We start from the raw sequence: 22,854 nt of genomic DNA on the forward strand, positions 1-22,854 counted from the left end.
TGTATTGATGCAAGTTATCTGAAAAAGCAGAGGGCAGTGCCCTCCACAATTAATCGATTTTGCTGAGAAGGTAGCGATAGCGCTCTCCGTCGGGGACAAACTCAAGGCGATGCGTGATACAGGAGGGCGCATCTTCGGCATGGTGTGAAACGAACAGCAATTGCGTTTCGCCCTCACTAATGAGGATATCGACAAAGCGACGGACCAGCTGGCGGTTTAGCGGATCCAGCCCCTGAAGCGGTTCGTCGAGAATCAACAGCGTCGGGTGTTTTACCAGCGCGCGAACAATGAGTGCCAGGCGCTGCTGTCCCCACGACAGGCTATGGAACGGCGCGTCAGCAACCCGGCTGTCCATGCCCAGAATATCCAGCCACTGCTGAACCAGCTTGTGCTGTCTGTCCGACACCGCCTGATAAATGCCGATGGAGTCAAAATACCCGGAGAGGATCGCGTTGCGCACCGTGGTACTGACGCGGTAATCCAGATGCAGGCTGCTGCTGACGTAGCCAATGTGCTTTTTGATATCCCAGATGGTTTCACCGCTGCCGCGACGTCGGCCAAACAGCGTCAGATCGTTGCTGTAGCCCTGCGGGTGATCGCCGGTGACCAGGCTCAGCAGCGTCGATTTCCCCGCGCCGTTAGGGCCGACAATCTGCCAGTGTTCGGCGGGATTAACCGTCCAGCTAAGGTGGTTCAGGATCGGTCGATCGTCATAGGAGACCACGCCGTCGCGCAGAATGATAAGGGGCTGGTGGGGATCGAGGCCGTGGCGTGCCGCCGGGGCGTCGGGCTCCGGAAGCGTGATACCGTCCAGTTTTTCACTGTGCGCTAGCTGAGCAATCAGCGCTTGCCTGAGCAATGCAGATTTTTCCCCGGTTTCGGCCAGATTGCAGTCTGCCAGCACGCCCGCGTTCTGCACGAAATCCGGAATTTCATCAAAGCGGTTAAGCACCAGTACGATGGTGTAACCATCCTGATTAAGCGTTCCTAACAGGGCGGCCAGCTGGGCACGGGAGTGCACATCCAGCCCGTCGAACGGCTCATCCAGAATCAGCAGTTCCGGCTGGCTCATTAATGCCTGGCACAGCAGCGTTTTGCGCGTCTCGCCGGTGGAAAGGTATTTGAAGCGCCGGTTCAGCAGGGCGGAGATGCCAAACTGCTCCGCCAGCTGTTGGCAGCGGGCTGGGTTTTTGACCTCGTCCTGAATAATTTCTGCTGTGGTGCGGCCGGTATCATCTTCACCCGGGCTGAGCAGGTCGGTGTTGTTGCGCTGCCACTCATCGCTCACCAGCTTCTGGAGCTGTTCAAACGACAGACGCGTCAGGCGGGTGAAGGTGTTCTGGCGTTCGCCTTTAAGCTGGGTTAGCTCTCCGGCCAGAGCTCGCGCCAGCGCTGATTTGCCGCTGCCGTTGGTTCCCACAAACGCCCAGCTTTCGCCTGCGCGCAGCGTTAAATCAGGAAGGGTCAGCGTTCGGGTATCGCTAAGACGAAACGTGCCTTGCGAAATATGCAATGATGACATGATGTATCCCATTTTTTGCAGCGATAGATGTCAGGGATACTGGCTGTCGGCGCGATTGTCAATGCACTCAGCACAATGTGGCGATAATCACCCGGTCAGCGTTGAAATATGCGGTAACGACAGCACCTTCTTCTAAACCGTTCGCCTCCGCAGCGGGGAGCGTCGCGCAGAGAGGTTGCCCATCCGGCAGCGTCATCAGCACTTCGCACTGTTCTTCGCCGCGTTCGATATGGCTGATGGTGCCCTGCAGCTGGTTATCTGCACCACTGGCCTGTTCCGGATTGCGCGTAATGCTCACCCACGGCGCTTTGAGCAGCACCAGTACCTCTTTGCCTTCATCCAGACCAAGTCGCTGCCCGCTCTGCGCGGTGATCGCGGCTTTCAGACGAGTAGTCCCATCCGCAAGCAGGATGTCGATATGCTGCTGCACCTGGGCGTCATCGCGAGCCGTGACCTTTCCAAACCACTTATTGCGGGCGCTGGTCTGCAGTGAAAAACGTGAAATGGCGGCCAGCAGACTGTCCAGCGGGACGTTGTCATCATCGCTCAGTACATCGAAGGCTTTTTGCTGGATCTGCGCCAGAAGGTCGTAAAGCTGGATCAGACGCTGCCCGTAACGCGTCAGGACGGCACCACCGCCGCCTTTGCCGCCTGTTGCACGGTCGACCAGCGTTTGCTCGCTCAGGGTGTTCATCTCATTGATGGCATCCCAGGCGCTTTTGTAGCTGATGCCCGCGTTTTTGGCACCCTGGCTAATCGAGCCTGTTTGTTCTATTTGTTTAAGCAGGGCGATACGTCGCGGGTCGGCAAAAAGCTTTTGCTGAAGTCGTAAGGTGAGGAGAATTTCGGCCTGCATAACAGTGTCCTGGCAAAAAGTGTATTGTGACCCAAATGACGCAGGGCGCAAAGTGCACCGCACAAAAGGGGATGTTTTTCTCACTTGAAAGGGTAGAATAAGCCGTTCACAATAACTGGAGAAAACCATGTTAGAGTTGTTGAAAAGTCTGGTATTCGCGGTAATCATGGTACCAGTAGTGATGGCCATCATCCTCGGTGCCATCTACGGCCTGGGTGAAGTGTTCAACGTCTTTTCGAACATTGGTCACCGAGACCAGGCTAAAAAGCAGCATTGATTCCCTCCAAAACGCCCGGTTAACCCGGGCGTTTTGCTCTCAAGTATTTCTTTCCATCGCCGATATCTTTCTTAGCAACAGGCCGTTTACTCATTAATCGGTACCATTTAACGCTGGGATCTCCCTGACGATATCGTTATATTAATATGTATATAACGATGATGGCAGGAGCTACAGATGGCACGTACATGGGTACGCCTTTTTGCAGGGGCAACGCTGACGCTTTCTCTTACCGGGCACGCGCTGGCTGAAGAGGGGAAAATTACGGTGTTTGCGGCTGCCTCGTTGACCAATGCGATGCAGGACATCGCCGCTGAGTATAAAAAAGAGAAGAACGTTGATGTGGTCTCGTCGTTTGCTTCCTCTTCGACGCTGGCGCGCCAGATTGAAGCGGGTGCACCTGCCGATCTGTTCATCTCTGCAGACCAGAAGTGGATGGACTACGCGGCTGAGAAAAAATCGATTGATACCGCAACTCGCGAAACGCTGCTGGGGAATAGCCTGGTGGTCGTGGCGCCGAAAGCCAGCGCTCAGGGCGAGCTCACCATCAACAAGGCGACCGACTGGACCCGCTTGCTGAACGGGGGGCGTCTGGCGGTGGGCGATCCGGAACATGTGCCTGCCGGGATTTACGCCAAAGAAGCGCTGCAAAAGCTGGGCGCGTGGGACAGCCTGTCTCCGAAACTGGCTCCGGCGGAGGACGTTCGCGGCGCGCTGGCGCTGGTAGAGCGTAACGAGGCCCCGCTGGGGATTGTTTATGGCTCTGATGCCGTTGCCAGCAAAGGGGTGAAAGTGGTTGGTACGTTCCCGGAAGACTCGCACAAGAAAGTGGAATATCCTGTTGCGATTGTTGATGGACATAAAAATGCGACCGTGACGGCCTTCTATGACTATCTGAAGGGGCCAGACGCGTCTGCGATCTTTAAACGTTATGGATTTACGACTCACTGATGATATTGACCGATCCTGAATGGCAGGCTGTGCTGCTGAGCCTTAAAGTCTCTTCCCTCGCGGTTGCGCTGAGTTTGCCCTTTGGGATCTTCTTTGCCTGGTTACTGGTTCGCACCCGGTTTCCGGGCAAAGCCCTGCTTGATAGCGTTCTTCATCTTCCCCTTGTGTTACCGCCCGTGGTGGTCGGTTATCTTCTGCTCGTCTCGATGGGGCGACGCGGTTTTATCGGCGAGAAACTCTACGACTGGTTTGGGCTGACGTTTGCTTTTAGCTGGCGCGGCGCGGTGCTGGCGGCGGCGGTGATGTCATTCCCGCTGATGGTGAGGGCTATCCGCCTCGCGCTGGAAGGCGTGGACATGAAGCTCGAACAGGCGGCACGCACGCTGGGCGCCGGACGTTTACGCGTCTTCTTTACCATCACGCTTCCGCTCACGCTGCCGGGCATTATTGTCGGAACGGTGCTCGCATTTGCCCGCTCGCTCGGCGAGTTCGGCGCGACCATCACCTTTGTCTCGAACATTCCCGGCGAAACGCGAACCATCCCGTCCGCAATGTATACCCTGATTCAAACCCCTGGCGGTGAGGGAGCGGCGGCGCGTTTGTGCATCATCTCGATAGTTCTGGCGCTGGCTTCTCTACTGGTATCTGAATGGCTGGCCCGGCTTAGCCGCGAGCGAATGGGGAAATAAGCATGCTTGAACTCAATTTCACCCAGACGCTGGGAAACCATACCCTGACGCTTAACGAGACGCTACCGGCTAGCGGCATTACCGCCATCTTTGGCGTTTCCGGTGCGGGGAAAACGTCGCTGATTAATGCCATCAGCGGCCTGACGCGCCCGCAGTCCGGGCGTATAGTTCTGAATGACCGCGTCCTGAATGACGTGGAGAATAAGGTTTACCTCTCGCCGGATAAGCGCCGCATCGGCTATGTTTTCCAGGATGCGCGGCTATTCCCGCACTACAGCGTGCGCGGCAACCTGCGCTACGGCATGGCGAAAAGCATGGCTACGCAGTTTGATAAGCTGGTGGCTCTGTTAGGCATTGAACCGCTGCTTGACAGGCTGCCATCCTCGCTCTCGGGCGGAGAGAAGCAGCGTGTGGCGATAGGGCGTGCCATTTTGACCGCGCCGGAGCTGCTGCTGCTGGACGAACCGCTGGCCTCGCTGGATATCCCACGCAAGCGTGAGCTGCTGCCGTATCTGCAACGTCTGGCGCGGGAAATCAATATTCCGATGCTCTACGTGAGCCATTCCCTGGATGAGATTTTGCATCTGGCAGACAAGGTGCTGGTGCTGGAAGAGGGCAGCGTGAAGGCCTTCGGCAGCCTGGAAGAGGTGTGGGGTAGCAGCGTGATGCACCCATGGCTCCCGAAAGAGCAGCAGAGCAGTATCCTGAAAGTGAGCGTACTGGAACACCATCCTCACTACGCGATGACCGCGCTGGCGCTGGGCGATCAGCATCTTTGGGTCAATAAGATCGACAAACCGTTACAGTCCGCGCTGAGAATTCGCATCCAGGCGTCGGACGTCTCGCTGGTGCTGCAGCCGCCGCTGCAAACCAGTATCCGAAATATTCTGCGCGCCAAAGTTGCCGAGTGTTTTGACGATAACGGGCAGGTGGAAGTGAAGCTTGAGGTTGGCAGCAGGACGCTCTGGGCGCGCATCAGCCCGTGGGCCAGGGATGAGTTAGGCATCAAGCCCGGCCTGTGGCTTTACGCGCAAATCAAGAGCGTCTCGATCACCGCCTGATTACAGCAGGTGGGTATAAATGTACTGCGCGATGCTGTCGGTGGTGTTATCGCCGATCACCACGTTAGCGCGCGCTTTGACCGCGTCGTCGGCATTGCCCATCGCCACGCCCGTTCCTGCGGCTTCCAGCATGCTGATGTCGTTGTAGTTATCGCCAAAGGCGATCACATCCTGCATCGACCAGCCTTGAGATTCCACAAACTGCGTCAGGCGTTTGCCTTTGCTGTTACCTTTGCGGGCAATATCCACCTGATCGTGCCAGGACCATTCGCACTCCAGACCCAGCGTCTCCTCGACGTGCTTCGCAAACGCATTCAGTTTGGTGGTGTCTTCATCCGTCAGGGCGAATTTCCAGATAGCCTCAACGTCCTGGGCGGCCTGACGCAGAGAGGAAACCTGCGTAAAGACGGGGCGCTGCGCTTCAGGCAGGGAAAGCGCCCAGTTGCTGGTGCGTACCACATGGCCGGTCGGGCACTCGTACATCATCGCGTTATCTACGTACATCAGGCCGTGAATGGCGTGCTCATCCAGCAGATCAATTAATTGCAGCGCCTGAGGAACCGGCAGCGGATCGGATGCCAAAACCTTTTTTGCATGATAATCATACAAATAGGTGCCGTTACAACAAATTGCAGGTGTATCTAACGCCAGTGCCTGATAAAAAGGATGAATGGCAACGTGATGTCGACCCGTTACGATAAGGAGTTGATATCCCACTTCCTGCGCGCGCTTAAGCGCTTCAAGAGAAGAGGGGAGCAGGGTTTTCTGAGGGGTAAGTAATGTTCCGTCTAAATCCAGTGCAATCACACGCGAGGTCATTTGTTCTTCCGGGTTAATGTTGAATTTTAGGTCTCAGGGGATGTTACACCGAGAGTAAATCGCTGCAAAATTCCTGGCTAAAATTCAGCATTCACCGTTAAAAATAATCACTTTCACGTGCAGTGAGGAAAGGAGTATTCATGAAACAAACCGTTTATACCGCCAGTCCTGAAAGTCAGCAGATCCACGTCTGGCGTTTGAATGCAGAAGGTTCGCTCACGCTGGTTCAGGTTGTTGATGTTCCGGGGCAAGTACAGCCAATGGTCGTCAGCCCGGATAAACGTTTTCTCTATGTTGGCGTGCGCCCCGAGTTCCGCGTGCTGGCGTACCGTATCTCCCCCGATGATGGCGCACTGACCTACACCGCCGAAGCACCGCTGCCGGGTAGTCCTACCCATATCTCTACCGATCGCAAAGGGCGCTTCATCTTCAGCGGTTCCTATAATGCGGGCTGCGTCAGCGTGACCCGTCTTGAGGACGGTATTCCGGTGGATACTGTCGAGGTGGTGGAAGGGCTGGAAGGCTGCCACTCGGCGAATATCTCCCCGGACAACCGTACGCTGTGGGTGCCTGCCCTGAAGCAGGATCGCATCTGCCTGTTTACCCTGAGCGATGACGGGCATCTGGTGGCACAAAACCCTGCCGAAGTGACGACCGTAGAAGGCGCGGGTCCGCGCCATATGGTCTTCCACCCGAATCAGCAATATGCGTATGTGGTTAACGAACTGAACAGCTCAGTAGACGTGTGGGAATTGAAAGATCCACACGGTCAGATTGAGTGCGTACAAACGCTGGATATGATGCCGTCTGACTTCTCCGACACCCGTTGGGCGGCCGATATCCACATTACGCCGGATGGTCGTCATCTGTATGCGTGCGATCGTACCTCCAGTCTGATTACCGTCTTTAGCGTCTCTGAAGATGGCAGCGTGTTGGCGATTGAGGGCTTCCAGCCAACGGAAACCCAGCCGCGTGGCTTTAATATCGATCACAGCGGCAAATACCTGATTGCGGCGGGGCAGAAATCCCACCATATCGCGCTGTATGAAATCAAAGGCGAGCAGGGGCTGCTGGAAGAGAAAGGGCGTTATGCCGTCGGCCAAGGGCCAATGTGGGTAGTGGTAAACGCTCACTAAGCGGCTAAAAACAAAAAACCTCGCGAATGCGAGGTTTTTTTATGCCCGGTGGTAGCCGGGTGAGCACATCAAAACATAACCAACCTGATCATCATAATATTGGCTTAAGGCGATGTAAATTCATCGTCAACAAAGAAAAGAAAATACGGAATGATCAGAAATTAGTAATTAATGAATAATCATTTACTTAGAACCTATCCCAGAAGGGATTGTCAGAATGTCGTAACTGATAATTTCTGAAGGTGAAAAGATGACAGGCAGCAAATGGCGGATCAGCGATGAACTTTGGGAAAAAATGGCACCGCTTATCCCTGAGCACAAAACCTGCCATCCACTCGGTACGCACCGGAAACGCGTTGATAACCGCGCTGCCATGGACGCCATATTCTTCGTCCTCAGGACCGGTTGCCAGTGGAACGCCCTGAACGCCACCGGGATATGTTCATCGAGTTCTGCACACCGGCGCTTTCAGGAATGGCGCGATGCCGGAGTCTTCGAGCGCTTCTGGCAGAACGGTTTGCTTGCCTGCGGGCATCTGGACAGCATTGACTGGTCCTGGCTGTCAATGGACGGCTGTATCACCAAATCGCCGCTGTCAGGAACAAAAAAACAGGCCGTAACCCCACTGACAGAGGGAAACAAGGCGTAAAGCGCAGCCTTTTGACGGACGCCTGCGGGCTTCCTCTGTCGCTGGTTGTCTCAGCAGCGAACACGCACGACATCAAACTGGTTGCGGATACGCTCGATGCCCTTCAGACGGGTCGTCCGGGGCAAAAACTCAGACTCTGCCTGGACAAAGGTTACGATGCAGGCTGGCTGAAAACATATCTGCAGAGCCGCCGCTACGAGCCGCATATCCAGTCCCGTAAAGAAGAGTCAGATGCCAGTAAAAACACGGACTTCAAAGCCCATCGCTGGGTTGTCGAAAGAACTCATAGCTGGATGAATCGCTTTCGCCGGGTTCTGACACGATGGGAAAAGAAGACTGAAAATTACGAGGCCATGTTGCATTTTGCCTGTGGTCTTATTGTCTGGAATAAAGTCCTATTGAGATAGGCTCTTAGGTGATATTACTTTATAAATTCCTAAACTGATTTTATCTGTTTTTATGTACAGTGGTGATTTGATATCATTCTGTCCGTTGGTTTGATGTGCTGCAGTTCCGCAATTCAGGCTCCTTTTTAAGTCCTGGCTGTCGGGTGGTGCCGACGGTGCCTAAACTGCGGAGCACCTCAAAACATAACCAACACACCTCTGGTGACAGGCAGCGGAAAGGTAAATCAGAGGAGAAGTGCTCTATACCAAAGGAGTGGCGTATGAGCGGTGTGGAATGGGCAATTCTGTTCCTGCAACTCATGGTTGCGATTATGCAACTATTGGATGCGTATCTTAAGTTTGGTGCCTGACGCATTCAGTCGCAGTAAAAAGGGGGATTAAAACTCCCCCTTTTACTCTCATCTTACTGCTTCTGTTCAGCAACCACTTTGCTACCCACACCGCGGTTGTTGTATTCCCACATGCGGTTGAAGCTAGCGTCGTTCAGATTGCGCTGCACGATGCCTTTATCGTCCACCGTCCCGGTGGTGCCGGAGAACGGACGTTTGGAGATGGCCGCGTCCGCCCACGGTTTGGCGATGTTGAAGCCTTCGTTGATCACGCTGTCACGGATAACAACCTGGCCGTTAGTGGCAGAGTCCACATCCAGAGAACGACCCAACTGTGCAACGTTGTCACCTGCAGCAGTGAAACGGCTGTTCACCGCCAGGAAGCCGTAGAAGAGGTTTGACTGTGTCGCTGGCGCAAACACATAACCTTCCTGCTGCGTACGCGAGTTCACCACGCGGAAGTCGGTGTTATCAAACACCACTGCGCCACGACCAGAGACCAGATCCACGTCGCCTTCAACGTAGCTGTTGGTCACCAGGGTACGGGTCAGGCGGTTATTTTGCAGGGTATTCTGCACACCGCTATTGGTAACGAAGAAGGTGTTCTGGCGACCCAGAATATTCACGTTGTTAATCTGTACCTTGTCGCCATCGCTGCGCAGAGCCACGGCCTGATGATTACCCGCGTCAACGCTGTCACCCAGGGTATTTTGAATAGTCAGGTTCTGCAATTGCAGACCGTTATTCTGCGACCAGACCACCGCTGAGCACATCACGCCAATGGTGGCGGCGCGCTTGCTCTGGCAGTTATCAAACATATACCACGCAGGTTTACCCGGCATGTATTTACCGGCCGGGTTCACAAGGTGACGCCAGGTGGTGGTGTCGATTTCGGAATCAATCGCCAGGCCAATTTTCACGTCGAGCGCTTTTTCGCCCAAACCATAAATCGTAATGCTGCCCGGCGCCGCTGGTACGTAAACGGTACCTTCATATTCACCTGGCAGGATCGCGATGTACTGACGCGATGCGCTGTGTTTAGTGATAGCCGCGTCAACTGCCGCCTGGATAGAGGTATGGGTCACGCCCTGCGCCCCAGCCGGACCCACAACGAAGTTTGGCTGTTTTGGCAGAGTAATAGAAGACGGCGTCCACGGTGCAGCATTGGGATCCATCGCCGTGAAGTAACGCGCCTGGGTGAAGTTTTTCGCTTCATCGGCGGACAGGATCGGGCGAGATGAGGTCCCCGGCGCAACCTGCTCAGAAGGTCGCTGATCCGGCGGGGTTGAGCTGCAAGCGGATAAAGTCACGCCAAAGGCAAGTGCTAACGCCAGACGGGAAATCCTGGAAATGTTCAAGGTGAAGCTCCTGGGTATGCAAGTCTTAACGGGATAGACGAAATAGCCTGCTTTTTTATACTAAGTTGAGCGAAACGGGAAGATAAAAAGGGTAAAAGTTGCGTTTTTATCCTCAGGGGGCGGGGAAGTCATCACAAATAAATAACATTTTCCATGAATGCGGTTGACACCAGACAGCAGATGAAAATAAATGTCTATACAACCCATGACAAGTGGAATCCCCATGCAGCAGCTTCATCCCGACGATGTGATATGGCGAAATGCGCGGCTGGCAACAATGGTTGCTGGCGAGCCGGAACCTTATGGCCTGAAAGAACAACACGCTCTGGTGGTCAGGGGCCAAACCCTTCTGGCCGTTGTTCCAGAGTCTGAACTGCCTTCCGGACACCGTCACAGCGTCGATCTTCAGGGACGTCTGGTCACGCCAGGCCTGATTGACTGCCATACCCATCTGGTGTTTGGCGGCGACCGCGCGGCGGAGTGGGAGCAGCGTCTGAACGGTGTGTCTTACCAGGCCATCAGCGCGCAGGGGGGCGGGATTAACGCCACCGTGACGGCGACGCGCAGCAGCTCGCCGGAAACCCTGCTAGAACTGGCGCAACAGCGGCTCCAGCGTCTGATGAATGAAGGTGTGACGACGGTTGAAATCAAATCGGGATACGGGCTAAACGCCGAGGCCGAAGAGAAGATGCTGCAGGTCGCGCGCCAGCTGAGCCTCAATAATCCAATTGATATCAGCCCAACGCTGCTGGCGGCCCATGCGGTTCCGGCGGAATACCGGCAGGATCCGGATGCGTATCTCACGCTAGTCTGCGAGCAGATCCTGCCCACGCTGTGGCAAAAAGAGTTATATGAAGCAGTCGATGTGTTTTGTGAAAACGTCGGCTTTACCCCGTCGCAAACCGAGCGCCTCTTCCAGGCTGCTACCGCGCTCGGTATCCCGGTGAAAGGGCACGTCGAGCAGCTGTCGAATCAGGGCGGCGCGGCGCTGGTCAGCCGATACAAGGGGCTTTCTGCCGATCACATTGAGTATCTCGATGACGCAGGCGTACAGGCGATGGCGGAAAGCGGCACGGTTGCCGTCCTGTTGCCGGGTGCGTTCTATTTCCTTCAGGAGCGTCAGCGTCCGCCGGTTGAACAGCTCAGAAAACAGGGTGTCCCGATGGCCGTCGCCACCGACTACAACCCCGGCACCAGCCCGTTTGCCAGCCTGCACCTGGCGATGAACATGGCCTGCGTCCAGTTCGGCCTCACGCCGGAAGAGGCCTGGGCTGGCGTAACGCGACACGCGGCGCAGGCGCTGGGGCGCGGCGCCACGCACGGGCAATTAAAGGCCGGATACGTGGCGGATTTTATCGTCTGGGATGCAAAAAATCCGGTAGAAATGGTTTATGAACCGGGACGTAATCCTTTGTATCAACGCGTCTTTCGGGGGAAAACGCTATGACACTGTGGCGGTCCACATCACCGCAGATCTGGCAGGGGCGCGACGACAGCGCTGAAGCCACTAATGCAAAACGCATTTTCCAGACTATTCAGCAACGTGAAGCGTCTTCACCTGCGTCTTCAGGCATTGGCCTGATAGGCTTTGAATGTGATGAAGGGGTGAAGCGCAATCACGGCAGACCCGGCGCGGTGCAGGCACCCGATACACTTCGCCGGGCGCTCGCGAACATGGCAAGCCATCAGGGACATGAGCGGCTTGTGGATATGGGCTCAATTTATCTCGAGGGCACAGATCTTGAAGCCGCGCAGCGGGCATTAAGCGATACGGTGGTGCAATGCCAGCAGTCCGGGATGCGTACGCTGGTCTTTGGCGGCGGTCATGAAACCGCGTGGGCGCACGGCCGCGGCGTGCTGGACGCTTTCCCGAACGCGCGGGTTGCCATTATCAACCTTGATGCCCATCTCGATCTGCGCAAAGCCGATCGGGCCACGTCAGGCACGCCGTTTCGCCAGCTGGCGAATTACTGCGATGAGCGCGGGCGGGAATTTCAGTACGCCTGCTTTGGCGTGAGCCGGGCGGCGAACACGCTGGCGCTGTGGGATGAGGCGGAACGTCTTAACGTCACGCTGGTGGAGGATCTGCATTTCAGGCGTGATGCGCTCTCTTCACTGGAAAAGGTGCTGGCGCAGGCCGATCGCGTTTATCTCACGATTGACCTGGACGTTCTCCCTGCTGGAGAAATGCCCGCCGTCTCGGCCCCTGCGGCACTGGGCATACCGGCGCTGGATCTTATGCCGATCATCGAACGCATCTGCCGCAGTGGAAAACTGCAGGCCGCCGATCTGGTAGAATTTAACCCGCAGTACGACCGCGATGGGCAAGGCGCAAAGCTTGCCGCCCGTCTGGCCTGGCAAATTGCTCACTGGTGGGCATAACACTATTCAAGGAGTCACGATGTTTTCACGCTCACCTCTGCCGCCGTCGAGTCCTCCCGCGCCTTTCTACGAAAAGGTGAAGCAGGCCATTAGCGAAAAAATTGCCACCGGCGTCTGGCGGCCGCACGACCGCATTCCCTCGGAGGCCGATCTGGTGGCGCAGTTTGGTTTTAGCCGCATGACCGTCAACCGGGCGCTGCGTGAACTGACCGACGAAGGGCTTCTGGTACGCCTTCAGGGCGTGGGGACGTTTGTGGCGGAACCAAAAGGGCAGTCAGCCCTGTTTGAGATCCGCAGTATTGCCGATGAGATAACCTCGCGAAATCACCAGCACCGCTGTGAGGTGCTGGTGCTCGAGGAGACTCAGGCCAGCGCCGAGCAGGCCGTAGAGCTGAATGTGAAAGAGGGAAGCCGCATTTTCCATTCGGTGATGGTGCATTTTGAGAACGACATTCCGGTGCAGATTGAAGATCGCTGCGTGAACGCTGAACGGATCCCGGACTATCTGAATCAGGATTACACCCACACCACGCCGCATGCGTATCTCTCGCTCGTCGCCCCGCTGACGGAAGGGGAGCACATTGTGGAGGCGGTTCGCGCCACGCCGCAGGAGTGTGAGTTGTTGCGCATCAAAGAGCACGACCCTTGCCTGCTTATTCGCCGCCGCACCTGGTCATCCTCGCAGATTGTGTCGCATGCCAGACTGCTGTTTCCCGGTAACCGTTACCGGCTGCAGGGCCACTTTATGTCATAAGTTTTATAAGCGTGATCGCTAACGCAATATAACAAAATTGTATCTTTTTTGTTAAATCTGACCTTGTGTGTGCTTGTCTATACAAGTATATCTTAATGCATCATCTGTCCCGTATGAGGAGCACACAATGTCGTCAGGTAAATACCGCCAGCAGGATGTCCGCGCGCCGCGCGGCACCACGCTTACTGCCAAAAGCTGGCTCACCGAAGCACCGCTGCGCATGTTAATGAACAACCTTGATCCTGAGGTAGCGGAAAATCCCCACGAGCTGGTGGTCTACGGCGGCATTGGCCGCGCCGCGCGCAACTGGGAGTGCTATGACGCCATTGTCGAGTCCCTCACCAACCTTGAAACTGACGAAACTCTGCTGGTGCAGTCCGGCAAGCCGGTTGGCGTATTCAAAACCCACAAAAACGCGCCGCGCGTGCTGATTGCCAACTCTAACCTGGTGCCGCACTGGGCCACCTGGGAACACTTCAACGAGCTTGATGCGAAAGGACTGGCGATGTATGGCCAGATGACCGCCGGGAGCTGGATCTACATCGGCAGCCAGGGGATTGTGCAGGGCACCTATGAAACCTTCGTGGAAGCCGGTCGCCAGCACTATAACGGCTCGCTGAAAGGCCGCTGGGTATTGACCGCCGGTCTCGGCGGCATGGGCGGCGCGCAGCCGCTGGCTGCCACGCTTGCCGGTGCGTGCTCGCTGAACATTGAGTGCCAGCAGAGCCGCATTGATTTCCGTCTGCGTACCCGTTACGTCGATGAACAGGCAGCCGATCTGGACGATGCGCTGGCGCGCATCAAAAAATACACGTCCGAAGGCAAAGCGGTGTCGATTGCCCTGTGCGGTAACGCGGCGGATATTCTCCCGCAGCTCGTCGCCCGCGGCGTGCGCCCGGATCTGGTCACCGACCAGACCAGCGCCCATGACCCGCTGCACGGCTATCTGCCAAAGGGCTGGACGTGGGAAGAATATCAGCAAAAAGCGGAAATCGACCCGGAAGGCACAGTACTTGCGGCTAAACGCGCCATGGCGGAACACGTTTCCGCGATGCTGGCCTTTAGCCAGATGGGCATTCCGACCTTTGATTACGGCAACAACATCCGCCAGATGGCGAAGGAGATGGGCGTAAATAACGCCTTCGACTTCCCGGGATTCGTTCCGGCCTATATCCGCCCGCTATTCTGCCGCGGCATCGGCCCGTTCCGCTGGGTTGCCCTGTCCGGTGACCCGGAGGATATCTACAAAACCGACGCCAAAGTGAAAGAGATCGTCGCCGATGACGAACACCTGCATCGCTGGCTGGACATGGCTCGCGAGCGCATTAACTTCCAGGGTCTGCCGGCGCGTATCTGCTGGGTAGGGCTGGAGTGGCGGCAAAAACTCGGCCTCGCCTTCAACGAAATGGTGCGCAGCGGTGAAGTCTCTGCGCCGATTGTCATTGGCCGCGACCACCTGGACTCCGGCTCCGTTGCCAGCCCGAACCGCGAAACGGAAGCCATGCGCGACGGCTCCGATGCGGTCTCCGACTGGCCGCTGCTGAATGCTCTGCTCAATACCGCCAGCGGCGCGACCTGGGTGTCGCTGCACCACGGCGGCGGCGTAGGGATGGGCTTCTCCCAGCATTCCGGGATGGTCATTGTCTGCGACGGAACCGACGAAGCCGCCGCGCGTATCGCTCGCGTGCTGCACAACGACCCGGCCACCGGCGTGATGCGTCACGCGGATGCGGGTTATGAGATTGCCATTGACTGTGCCAAAGAGCAGGGCCTTAACCTGCCGATGATCCCTGCCACACAAGGAAAGCATTAATGAACGCGTTAACACTCACTCCCGGCTCGCTGACCCTCAAACAGCTGCGTAACGTCTGGCGCAAGCCGGTCACCCTTTCGCTGGATGAAAGCGCCCACGCCGCCATTAACGACAGCGTGGCCTGCGTCGAAGCCATCGTCGCCGAAGGGCGCACCGCCTACGGGATCAACACCGGCTTTGGCCTGCTGGCACAGACCCGCATCGCGACACAGGATCTGGAAAACTTACAGCGTTCGCTGGTGCTGTCGCATGCGGCGGGCGTCGGCCAGCCGCTGGACGATGAAATTGTCCGTCTGATGATGGTGCTCAAAATTAACAGCCTGGCGCGCGGTTTCTCCGGCATTCGCCTGAGCGTCATTCAGGCGCTGATGGCGCTGGTCAATGCGGAAGTCTATCCGTGGATCCCGGCGAAAGGCTCAGTTGGGGCATCTGGCGATCTCGCGCCGCTGGCGCACATGTCGCTGCTGCTACTGGGTGAAGGCAAAGCGCGCTGGCAGGGCGAGTGGCTTCCTGCGAAAGAGGCGCTGAAAAAAGCCGGGTTAAACCCGATCACGCTGGCGGCGAAAGAGGGGCTGGCGCTGCTGAACGGCACGCAGGCGTCGACCGCTTTCGCGCTGCGCGGTCTGTTTGAAGCGGAAGATTTGTTTGCCTCGGCGGTGGTTTGCGGTGCGCTGACCACTGAAGCTGTGCTGGGCTCGCGTCGTCCGTTCGATGCCCGCATCCACGAGGTGCGCGGTCAGCGCGGGCAGATTGATGCCGCCGCGATGTACCGTCACGTGCTTACCGACACCAGCGAAATTGCCGATTCACACCATAACTGCGAAAAGGTGCAGGATCCGTATTCCCTGCGCTGCCAGCCGCAGGTGATGGGCGCGTGCCTGACGCAGCTGCGCCAGGCGGCAGAGGTGCTGCTGGTGGAAGCCAACGCGGTGTCCGATAACCCGCTGGTGTTCGCCCAGGAAAACGAGGTGGTCTCCGGCGGTAACTTCCACGCCGAGCCGGTGGCAATGGCGGCGGATAATATCGCCCTGGCGATTGCCGAAGTCGGCGCGTTGTCAGAGCGCCGCATCGCGCTGATGATGGATAAACATATGTCCCAGCTGCCGCCGTTCCTGGTGCGTAACGGCGGGGTCAACTCGGGCTTTATGATTGCCCAGGTGACCGCGGCGGCGCTGGCGAGCGAGAACAAAGCCCTGTCGCACCCGCACAGCGTGGACAGCCTGCCAACGTCAGCGAACCAGGAAGATCACGTTTCGATGGCACCGGCTGCCGGGCGTCGTCTCTGGGAAATGGCCTCCAACACCCGTGGTGTGCTGGCGGTGGAATGGCTGGCGGCAAGTCAGGGTATCGATCTGCGAGAAGGGCTAAAATCCAGCCCGCTGCTGGAGCAGGCGCGTCATGCGCTGCGTGAGCACGTTACGCACTACGATGACGACCGCTTCTTTGCGCCGGATATCGATAAGGCGATGCAGCTTCTGGAAGAGGGAAGGCTTGTAGGTCTGCTACCGTCGGTGCTGTGATTTTTGCCCGGTGGCGCTGCGCTTACCGGGCCTACGGGTACGAAATGTAGGCCGGGTAAGGCGTAGCCGCCACCCGGCTTTTTTTTATGAATACATCGCCGTAATCGACGCGCTCCCCAGCGAATGGAAATGCACGTTAAACCCGACCATCGCGCCGCTCGCCCCTTCATCCACCTCAATCTTGTCCACGTCCAGCGCGTGCACCGTGAAGATATAGCGGTGAGTTTCTCCTTTTGGCGGCGCCGCGCCGCCGTAGCCTGCTTTACCAAAATCGGTGCGCGTCTGAATGGCGCCTTCAGGCAGGGCAACCAGGTCAGAGCCGGAGCCCTGCGGCAGGACGCGCGTGTCGGCTGGCAGGTTCGCCACAATCCAGTGCCACCAGCCGGAGCCGGTAGGCGCATCCGGGTCGTAGCAGGTCACGACAAAGCTTTTGGTTCCGGCCGGAACCTCGTCCCACGCCAGGTGCGGGGAGATATTGTCTCCCTGATACCCCATGCCGTTGAATACGTGACGTTCCGGCAGTTTTTCACCGTCGCGCAGATCTTTACTGATGATTTTCATACGGTTTACCCTCGTTGATCGCTCGTTCAGGAAGTGTAACGCATGGGGTCAAATCGTGAAATGCGCGGGAATGTTAACGGCTGTAACGACCGCGTCGGTTAATTTACGCAGTTGCTCTGGCGTGATGCTGTACGGCGGCATCAGATAGATAAGCTTGCCGAACGGACGCACCCAGACGCCCTGCTCAACGAAGAAGCGCTGCAGCGCCGCCATATTTACCGGGTGCGTTGTTTCAATCACCCCGATGGCACCCAGCACGCGAACGTCCGCCACAAAATTCGCACCCGAGACGGCGCTCAGCTCCTCTTTCAGTTGCGCTTCAATCGCCGCCACCTGCGTCTGCCATTCACCGCTTTCCAGAATGGCGAGGCTTTCGCTTGCGACGGCGCAGGCCAGCGGGTTTCCCATAAACGTCGGGCCGTGCATAAAGCAGCCCGCCTCGCCGTCACTGATGGTATCAGCAACGTGACGGGTGGTTAGCGTGGCGGAGAGCGTCATGGTGCCGCCGGTCAGCGCTTTACCCAGGCACAGAATATCCGGGGCGATACCCGCATGCTCGCAGGCAAACAGCTTGCCGGTGCGGCCAAAACCGGTGGCGATCTCATCGGCAATCAGCAGAATGCCCTCGCGGTCGCACATCTTGCGAATACGTTTTAGCCACTCCGGATGGTACATCCGCATTCCGCCTGCGCCCTGCACAATCGGCTCCAGGATCACGGCGGCGATGTCATGGCGATGCGCCGCCATCAGCCGCGCGAAGCCGACCATGTCCATCTCGTTCCACTCGCCGTCGAAGCGGCTCTGCGGGGCCGGGGCAAACAGGTTTTCCGGCAGATAGCCTTTCCACAGGCTGTGCATGGAGTTGTCCGGATCGCACACCGACATCGCCCCGAAGGTATCCCCGTGATAGCCGTTGCGGAAGGTGAGGAACCGCTGGCGCGTTTCGCCCAACGCATGCCAGTACTGCAGCGCCATTTTCATCGCCACTTCCACCGCCACGGAGCCGGAATCGGCCAGGAACACGCACTCCAGCGATTCAGGCGTCATCGCCACCAGGCGACGGCATAAATCCACCGCGGGCTGATGGGTGATTCCGCCAAACATCACGTGCGACATCTGGTCAATCTGCGCCTTCATCGCTGCATTCAGGCGAGGGTGATTGTACCCGTGAATGGCCGCCCACCAGGAAGACATGCCGTCAACGAGCCGCTCGCCGCTGGCGAGATGCAGCTCGCAGCCGTGGGCCGAGGCCACCGGATAGACGGGAAGGGGGCGGGTGGTAGAGGTGTAAGGGTGCCAGATATGCTGCTTGTCGAAGGCGAGATCGTCCTGGGTCATAATCGACTTGTAAACCATTTTGAAAAGTTTTAGGTTTACGAGTATAAACCGAACCGAAAATTAACAAAACCCTTTGGAGAAGCCCAATGGCTCACCACGCACGCTGGACGATGTCGCAAGTTACTGAATTATTCAACAAACCTTTCCTTGAGCTGATGTTCGAAGCGCAGCAGGTGCATCGTCAGCACTTCGATCCACGCCATGTTCAGGTCAGCACGCTGCTGTCGATCAAGACCGGTGCCTGTCCTGAAGACTGCAAATATTGCCCGCAGAGCGCGCGCTACAAAACTGGCCTGGAATCCGAACGGCTGATGGAAGTTGAGCAGGTGCTCGACTCGGCGCGCAAGGCGAAAAACGCCGGTTCAACCCGCTTCTGCATGGGCGCGGCGTGGAAGAATCCGCACGATCGCGACATGCCGTATCTGGAGCAGATGGTAAAGGGCGTGAAGGAGATGGGCCTCGAAGCCTGTATGACGCTCGGCACGCTGAACGACGAGCAGGCGCAGCGCCTCTCCGCGGCGGGGCTGGACTATTACAACCACAACCTCGACACCTCGCCGGAGTTTTACGGCAACGTCATCACCACCCGTACCTATCAGGAGCGTCTGGATACGCTGGATAAAGTCCGTGACGCGGGGATCAAGGTCTGCTCCGGCGGTATCGTGGGCTTAGGCGAAACGGTGAAAGACCGCGCGGGCCTGCTGCTGCAGCTGGCGAACCTGCCGACTCCGCCGGAAAGCGTGCCGATCAACATGCTGGTGAAGGTTAAGGGCACGCCGATGGCGGACAACGACGACGTGGATGCGTTTGATTTCATCCGCACCATCGCGGTGGCGCGCATCATGATGCCGACCTCTTTCGTGCGCCTCTCCGCCGGTCGCGAGCAGATGAGTGAGCAAACTCAGGCCATGTGCTTTATGGCCGGAGCCAACTCCATCTTCTACGGCTGCAAGCTGCTGACCACGCCGAACCCGGAAGAGGACAAGGACGTTCAGCTGTTCCGCAAGCTGGGGCTGAACCCGCACCAGACCGAGGTGCTGACGGGCGATAACGAGCAACAGCAGCAGCTGGAGCAGCAGATTTTTAACGCCGACACCGACCAGTTCTACAACGCGGCAGCCGTATGACCTGGCAGGCACGAATACATACCGCGCTGGACGAACGCCGGGCGGCAGAGGCGTTTCGCGTTCGCAGGGTGGTGGAAAACGGCGCGGGCCGTTTTCTTACCCGCGAGGGGCGGCAGTTTTGTAATTTCTCCAGCAACGACTATCTCGGGCTGAGCCAGCATCCGGCCATCATTAGCGCCTGGCAGCAGGGCGCAGAGCGGTTTGGCGTGGGCAGCGGCGGCTCAGGACACGTCAGCGGCTACACCACGGCGCATCAGGCGCTGGAAGAGGCGCTTGCCGACTGGCTCGGCTACCCGCGCGCGCTGCTCTTTATCTCCGGCTTTGCCGCCAATCAGGCGGTTATTACCGCGCTGATGGAAAAAGAGGACCGCATAGTCGCCGACCGCCTGAGCCACGCCTCGCTGCTGGAGGCGGCAAGTTTAAGCCCGGCACAGTTGCGCCGCTTTGCCCATAACGATGCGGGGCAGCTTGCCGCGCTGCTGGATAAACCCTGCGACGGACAGCAGCTGGCAGTCACGGAAGGGGTGTTCAGCATGGACGGCGACAGCGCGCCGCTTGCCGCGCTGCACGAGGCCGCAAAACGGCAAAACGCCTGGCTGCTGGTGGACGATGCCCACGGTATTGGCGTGATGGGCGACGAAGGGCGCGGCAGTGCGCATCAGCAAAACGTGAAGCCGGAACTGCTGATTGTCACCTTCGGCAAAGGCTTTGGCGTGAGCGGGGCCGCCGTGCTGTGCAGCGATTCGGTCGCTGACTATCTGCTGCAGTTTGCCCGACACCTGATCTACAGCACCAGCATGCCTCCGGCGCAGGCCGTGGCGCTGTCTGCGTCGCTGGCGGTGATCCGCAGCGCAGAAGGGGATGAACGTCGCCAGCGGCTGGCAGAGCATATCTCCCGCTTCCGCCAGGGGTTAGCGGCGCTACCCTTCCACAGTCCCGATTCGCAGAGCGCTATCCAGCCGGTGATTGTCGGCGAAAACGGCCGCGCGCTGGCGCTGGCACAGGCGCTGCGCGAGCGCGGCATGTGGGTGACCGCCATCCGCCCGCCAACCGTTCCGCCGGGCACCGCGCGGCTGCGCTTAACCCTGACGGCGGCACATGAGGCACGGGATATCCAGACGCTGCTGGAGGCGCTCCATGATGCCGGTGAATAAACAGGCCGTTGCAGCGGCATTTGGTCGGGCCGCGCAGAGCTATTCGCAGCACGATGAACTGCAGCGTCAGAGCGCGGAGGGGCTTCTGGCCGCGCTTGGCGAGAATCGTTTTCCGCAGGTGCTGGACGCGGGCTGTGGTCCCGGCAGCAACAGCCGCTACTGGCGCGGGACGGGAAGCCTGGTCACGGCTATCGACCTCTCAGACAAGATGCTCGACGAGGCGCGTCAGAGGCAGGCAGCGGATCGCTATCTGCTGGCCGATATCGAGGCTATCCCGCTGGCGGATGCGCAGTTCGATCTGGTCTGGAGTCATCTGGCGGTCCAGTGGTGCAGCAGTCTGCCACAGGCCTTACGCGAGCTTTATCGCATGGCGCGACCGGGCGGGAAGGTGGCCTTTACCACCTTGCTGGAAAGCTCGCTGCCGGAGCTGAATCAGGCGTGGAAATCGGTGGATGAGCAACCGCACGCTAACCGCTTTTTATCGCATGAACAGGTGACGCAGGCGCTGGCAGGCTGGCGCTATCGCAGCACGGTACAGACCATCACCCTCAATTTTAGCGATGCGTTCAGCGCCATGCGCTCGCTGAAGGGCATCGGGGCCACGCACCTGCATGCCGGGCGGGAGAGAAAACTGCTCACCCGGGGACAACTGCAGCGTCTGGAGCTGGCCTGGCCGCAGCAGCGGGGTCATTTCCCGCTCTCTTATCAACTTTTTCATGGGATTATCGAACGTGACTGAACGTTATTTTGTCACCGGAACGGATACCGAAGTGGGCAAAACGGTTGCCAGCTCGGCGCTGCTGCAGGCAGCGCAAAAGCTTGGGAAAAACACCGCCGGCTATAAGCCTGTTGCTTCCGGCAGCGAGATGACGGCGGAAGGGTTACGCAACACCGACGCGCTGGCGCTCCAGCGTAACAGCACGCTTGAACTCGCCTATTCAGCGGTCAATCCGTACACCTTTGCCGAGCCGACCTCGCCGCACATAATTAGCGCCGATGAAGGCCGTCCGATTGATTTCGCCGTGCTGTCTGCCGGATTACGGACGCTGGAAAGCCAGGCCGACTGGGTGCTGGTGGAGGGGGCTGGCGGCTGGTTTACGCCACTTTCCGAAGAAAACACCTTTGCTGACTGGGTGCAGGCCGAGCAGCTTCCGGTCATTCTGGTCGTCGGCGTCAAGCTGGGCTGCATCAATCACGCCATGTTGACGGCGCAGGCCGTACAGCAGGCCGGGCTGCGTCTGGCAGGCTGGATAGCCAACGACGTTGTTGTGCCGGGGAAACGACACCAGGAGTATCTGGCGACCCTCAAACGCGTGCTCCCCGCGCCGTGCCTCGGGGAAATCCCCTGGCTTGCTGACGGCGCGGAAAATGCCGAAACCGGGTGTTATCTCGACCTCAGCGTCTTGCTTCCCGCGACATCCAGTGGGCGATAAGCTCGTCATCCAGTTCGTTAACGTGGCCCTGCGCCACGTTACGCCCGCGATAGAGCATGCAGAAACGGTCCGCAACCCGGCGGATAAACGACAGCTGTTGCTCCGCTAATAACACCGTCATACCCAGCTCCCGATTTAAGCGCACCAGCAGCTGCCCCAGCTTCTGGGCGAAGCTGTGTCCTGCGCCGTGCAGGGGTTCATCGAGGATCAGCAGGCGCGGGCGGTTCACCAGCGCGTTGGCCAGCGCCAGCTGATACTGGTCATCCGGAGAGAGCGTGTTGGCGCGGGCCTGCCGCAGCGCATAGAGTGCCGGAAACAGGTCGTAAACGTCTCTTTTCGCCTCAGGGTCGGGTTTCCCCACGGCCTGCATCGCAATATGCAAATTCTCATCGATGGTCAGCTGGGAAAAGATCCGTCTGTCCTGCGGCACATAGCCTATGCCCGGCATGGAACGGTGCTCTGACGCCTGGCTGAGCAAATCGCGCGGCGGCGCACCGGCTTCATGCCAGATGATGGTGCCGCTTTCGACGGGCACTTTTCCGGTAATGCAGTTCATCAGGGTCGTTTTGCCCATTCCCGGCAGGCCAACGACGCCTGTACACATGCCTTGCGGAAAATCTAAATCCAGGTTCCATAGCGTATGTTGGCTTCCGTAAAACTGATTCACAGCACGCAGACTCAACATCTTTCTCTCCTTAAAAATGTTTATTGATGACGC

At 58.0% G+C, this 22,854-nt stretch carries 23 protein-coding genes; 16 read left to right on the top strand and 7 right to left on the bottom strand.

Annotation, left to right across the window (positions count from 1 at the left end; genetic code table 11):
* Positions 1-49: 49 nt before the first annotated feature.
* Positions 50-1,522, bottom strand: a complete 1,473-nt coding sequence (modF, locus tag EXW94_RS16745; RefSeq protein ID WP_174340574.1) for a molybdate ABC transporter ATP-binding protein ModF — start codon at positions 1,520-1,522, stop codon at positions 50-52.
* 67 nt (positions 1,523-1,589) lie between these two features.
* Positions 1,590-2,378, bottom strand: coding sequence for a molybdenum-dependent transcriptional regulator (gene modE / locus EXW94_RS16750; RefSeq protein WP_174340575.1), 789 nt, complete (start codon positions 2,376-2,378; stop codon positions 1,590-1,592).
* 127 nt (positions 2,379-2,505) lie between these two features.
* Between modE and EXW94_RS16755 the strand changes: the two genes are divergently transcribed.
* From EXW94_RS16755 to modC, 4 genes are all read left to right on the top strand, one after another.
* Positions 2,506-2,655 (top strand): AcrZ family multidrug efflux pump-associated protein, encoded by a 150-nt coding sequence (locus EXW94_RS16755; protein ID WP_008501118.1) that lies wholly within the window; start codon positions 2,506-2,508, stop codon positions 2,653-2,655.
* A 177-nt stretch (positions 2,656-2,832) separates the two neighbouring features.
* The gene (modA, locus tag EXW94_RS16760) at positions 2,833-3,606 is read left to right on the top strand and encodes a molybdate ABC transporter substrate-binding protein (protein ID WP_126815571.1); all 774 of its coding nucleotides are present in this window, start codon (positions 2,833-2,835) and stop codon (positions 3,604-3,606) included.
* Positions 3,606-4,295 (top strand): molybdate ABC transporter permease subunit, encoded by a 690-nt coding sequence (gene modB, locus EXW94_RS16765; protein ID WP_010428783.1) that lies wholly within the window; start codon positions 3,606-3,608, stop codon positions 4,293-4,295. Before modA ends, modB begins: the two co-directional genes overlap by 1 nt.
* A 2-nt stretch (positions 4,296-4,297) precedes the next feature.
* On the top strand, positions 4,298-5,356 hold the full coding sequence (modC, locus tag EXW94_RS16770; protein WP_174340576.1) for a molybdenum ABC transporter ATP-binding protein ModC: 1,059 nt from the start codon (positions 4,298-4,300) through the stop codon (positions 5,354-5,356).
* On the opposite strand, the gene EXW94_RS16775 is transcribed toward modC, so the two are convergent.
* A complete protein-coding gene (locus EXW94_RS16775) occupies positions 5,357-6,175 on the bottom strand; it encodes a pyridoxal phosphatase (RefSeq protein ID WP_174340577.1) in 819 nt (272 codons plus the stop codon).
* 140 nt (positions 6,176-6,315) lie between these two features.
* Here EXW94_RS16775 and pgl point away from each other — a divergent pair, with 140 nt between their 5' ends.
* The 3 genes from pgl to tisB all read left to right on the top strand — a co-directional run bounded on the left by pgl (position 6,316) and on the right by tisB (position 8,717).
* Complete coding sequence (gene pgl / locus EXW94_RS16780; protein ID WP_174340578.1) at positions 6,316-7,311, top strand: 6-phosphogluconolactonase; 996 nt, start codon at positions 6,316-6,318, stop codon at positions 7,309-7,311.
* Positions 7,312-7,561: 250 nt separating this feature from the next.
* Positions 7,562-8,367, top strand: a protein-coding gene (locus EXW94_RS16785; protein ID WP_174339605.1) for an IS5 family transposase whose coding sequence is annotated in 2 segments (ribosomal slippage) — positions 7,562-7,912 and positions 7,915-8,367 — 804 coding nt in all. Because the reading frame shifts where the segments join, the coding sequence is not laid out codon by codon here.
* Between the two features lie 260 nt (positions 8,368-8,627).
* Positions 8,628-8,717 (top strand): type I toxin-antitoxin system toxin TisB, encoded by a 90-nt coding sequence (gene tisB / locus EXW94_RS16790; RefSeq protein ID WP_023332440.1) that lies wholly within the window; start codon positions 8,628-8,630, stop codon positions 8,715-8,717.
* Between the two features lie 53 nt (positions 8,718-8,770).
* Here tisB and EXW94_RS16795 read toward each other — a convergent pair whose 3' ends face one another.
* Positions 8,771-10,054 (bottom strand): putative acyl-CoA thioester hydrolase, encoded by a 1,284-nt coding sequence (locus EXW94_RS16795; RefSeq protein ID WP_108415886.1) that lies wholly within the window; start codon positions 10,052-10,054, stop codon positions 8,771-8,773.
* A 223-nt stretch (positions 10,055-10,277) separates the two neighbouring features.
* On the opposite strand from EXW94_RS16795, the gene hutI reads away from it, so the two are divergent.
* The 5 genes from hutI (at position 10,278) to hutH (ending at position 16,523) form a co-directional block, all read left to right on the top strand.
* A complete protein-coding gene (hutI, locus tag EXW94_RS16800) occupies positions 10,278-11,501 on the top strand; it encodes an imidazolonepropionase (protein ID WP_174340579.1) in 1,224 nt (407 codons plus the stop codon).
* A complete protein-coding gene (hutG, locus tag EXW94_RS16805; RefSeq protein ID WP_174340580.1) occupies positions 11,498-12,436 on the top strand; it encodes a formimidoylglutamase in 939 nt (312 codons plus the stop codon). Before hutI ends, hutG begins: the two co-directional genes overlap by 4 nt.
* 19 nt (positions 12,437-12,455) lie before the next feature.
* Positions 12,456-13,190, top strand: a complete 735-nt coding sequence (locus EXW94_RS16810; protein WP_029485009.1) for a histidine utilization repressor — start codon at positions 12,456-12,458, stop codon at positions 13,188-13,190.
* A 127-nt stretch (positions 13,191-13,317) separates the two neighbouring features.
* On the top strand, positions 13,318-15,003 hold the full coding sequence (gene hutU, locus EXW94_RS16815) for a urocanate hydratase (RefSeq protein WP_174340581.1): 1,686 nt from the start codon (positions 13,318-13,320) through the stop codon (positions 15,001-15,003).
* Positions 15,003-16,523, top strand: coding sequence for a histidine ammonia-lyase (gene hutH / locus EXW94_RS16820; RefSeq protein ID WP_174340582.1), 1,521 nt, complete (start codon positions 15,003-15,005; stop codon positions 16,521-16,523). Before hutU ends, hutH begins: the two co-directional genes overlap by 1 nt.
* Before the next feature lie 84 nt (positions 16,524-16,607).
* On the opposite strand, the gene EXW94_RS16825 is transcribed toward hutH, so the two are convergent.
* On the bottom strand, positions 16,608-17,084 hold the full coding sequence (locus tag EXW94_RS16825) for a kinase inhibitor (RefSeq protein WP_063143124.1): 477 nt from the start codon (positions 17,082-17,084) through the stop codon (positions 16,608-16,610).
* A gap of 48 nt (positions 17,085-17,132) precedes the next feature.
* Positions 17,133-18,422 (bottom strand): adenosylmethionine--8-amino-7-oxononanoate transaminase, encoded by a 1,290-nt coding sequence (bioA, locus tag EXW94_RS16830; RefSeq protein ID WP_375336648.1) that lies wholly within the window; start codon positions 18,420-18,422, stop codon positions 17,133-17,135.
* A gap of 86 nt (positions 18,423-18,508) precedes the next feature.
* Between bioA and bioB the strand changes: the two genes are divergently transcribed.
* The 4 genes from bioB to bioD are packed head-to-tail and all read left to right on the top strand — an operon-like array spanning position 18,509 to position 22,136.
* Positions 18,509-19,549 (top strand): biotin synthase BioB, encoded by a 1,041-nt coding sequence (gene bioB / locus EXW94_RS16835; RefSeq protein WP_080327842.1) that lies wholly within the window; start codon positions 18,509-18,511, stop codon positions 19,547-19,549.
* Complete coding sequence (gene bioF / locus EXW94_RS16840; protein ID WP_174340584.1) at positions 19,546-20,703, top strand: 8-amino-7-oxononanoate synthase; 1,158 nt, start codon at positions 19,546-19,548, stop codon at positions 20,701-20,703. Before bioB ends, bioF begins: the two co-directional genes overlap by 4 nt.
* Entirely contained in the window at positions 20,687-21,442 is a 756-nt protein-coding gene (gene bioC, locus EXW94_RS16845; RefSeq protein ID WP_174340585.1) for a malonyl-ACP O-methyltransferase BioC, read from the top strand. The genes bioF and bioC overlap by 17 nt, the downstream gene beginning before the upstream one ends.
* On the top strand, positions 21,435-22,136 hold the full coding sequence (gene bioD, locus EXW94_RS16850) for a dethiobiotin synthase (RefSeq protein WP_174340586.1): 702 nt from the start codon (positions 21,435-21,437) through the stop codon (positions 22,134-22,136). Before bioC ends, bioD begins: the two co-directional genes overlap by 8 nt.
* On the opposite strand, the gene EXW94_RS16855 is transcribed toward bioD, so the two are convergent.
* Positions 22,099-22,821, bottom strand: coding sequence for an ABC transporter ATP-binding protein (locus tag EXW94_RS16855; RefSeq protein ID WP_174340587.1), 723 nt, complete (start codon positions 22,819-22,821; stop codon positions 22,099-22,101). The two genes, bioD and EXW94_RS16855, sit on opposite strands and share 38 nt — an antisense overlap.
* Between the last annotated feature and the right edge of the window lie 33 nt (positions 22,822-22,854).

This window comes from Enterobacter sp. JMULE2 (assembly GCF_013337145.1).
GTDB lineage: Bacteria > Pseudomonadota > Gammaproteobacteria > Enterobacterales > Enterobacteriaceae > Enterobacter > Enterobacter mori.

Bases quoted from the DNA above. Each gene is read 5' to 3' on its own strand.
- modF (WP_174340574.1), bottom strand. From the start codon at position 1,522: ATGTCATCATTGCATATTTCGCAAGGCACGTTTCGTCTTAGCGATACC.
- modE (WP_174340575.1), bottom strand. From the start codon at position 2,378: ATGCAGGCCGAAATTCTCCTCACCTTACGACTTCAGCAAAAGCTTTTT.
- EXW94_RS16755 (WP_008501118.1), top strand. From the start codon at position 2,506: ATGTTAGAGTTGTTGAAAAGTCTGGTATTCGCGGTAATCATGGTACCA.
- modA (WP_126815571.1), top strand. From the start codon at position 2,833: ATGGCACGTACATGGGTACGCCTTTTTGCAGGGGCAACGCTGACGCTT.
- modB (WP_010428783.1), top strand. From the start codon at position 3,606: ATGATATTGACCGATCCTGAATGGCAGGCTGTGCTGCTGAGCCTTAAA.
- modC (WP_174340576.1), top strand. From the start codon at position 4,298: ATGCTTGAACTCAATTTCACCCAGACGCTGGGAAACCATACCCTGACG.
- EXW94_RS16775 (WP_174340577.1), bottom strand. From the start codon at position 6,175: ATGACCTCGCGTGTGATTGCACTGGATTTAGACGGAACATTACTTACC.
- pgl (WP_174340578.1), top strand. From the start codon at position 6,316: ATGAAACAAACCGTTTATACCGCCAGTCCTGAAAGTCAGCAGATCCAC.
- tisB (WP_023332440.1), top strand. From the start codon at position 8,628: ATGAGCGGTGTGGAATGGGCAATTCTGTTCCTGCAACTCATGGTTGCG.
- hutI (WP_174340579.1), top strand. From the start codon at position 10,278: ATGCAGCAGCTTCATCCCGACGATGTGATATGGCGAAATGCGCGGCTG.
- hutG (WP_174340580.1), top strand. From the start codon at position 11,498: ATGACACTGTGGCGGTCCACATCACCGCAGATCTGGCAGGGGCGCGAC.
- EXW94_RS16810 (WP_029485009.1), top strand. From the start codon at position 12,456: ATGTTTTCACGCTCACCTCTGCCGCCGTCGAGTCCTCCCGCGCCTTTC.
- hutU (WP_174340581.1), top strand. From the start codon at position 13,318: ATGTCGTCAGGTAAATACCGCCAGCAGGATGTCCGCGCGCCGCGCGGC.
- hutH (WP_174340582.1), top strand. From the start codon at position 15,003: ATGAACGCGTTAACACTCACTCCCGGCTCGCTGACCCTCAAACAGCTG.
- EXW94_RS16825 (WP_063143124.1), bottom strand. From the start codon at position 17,084: ATGAAAATCATCAGTAAAGATCTGCGCGACGGTGAAAAACTGCCGGAA.
- bioA (WP_375336648.1), bottom strand. From the start codon at position 18,422: ATGACCCAGGACGATCTCGCCTTCGACAAGCAGCATATCTGGCACCCT.
- bioB (WP_080327842.1), top strand. From the start codon at position 18,509: ATGGCTCACCACGCACGCTGGACGATGTCGCAAGTTACTGAATTATTC.
- bioF (WP_174340584.1), top strand. From the start codon at position 19,546: ATGACCTGGCAGGCACGAATACATACCGCGCTGGACGAACGCCGGGCG.
- bioC (WP_174340585.1), top strand. From the start codon at position 20,687: ATGATGCCGGTGAATAAACAGGCCGTTGCAGCGGCATTTGGTCGGGCC.
- EXW94_RS16855 (WP_174340587.1), bottom strand. From the start codon at position 22,821: ATGTTGAGTCTGCGTGCTGTGAATCAGTTTTACGGAAGCCAACATACG.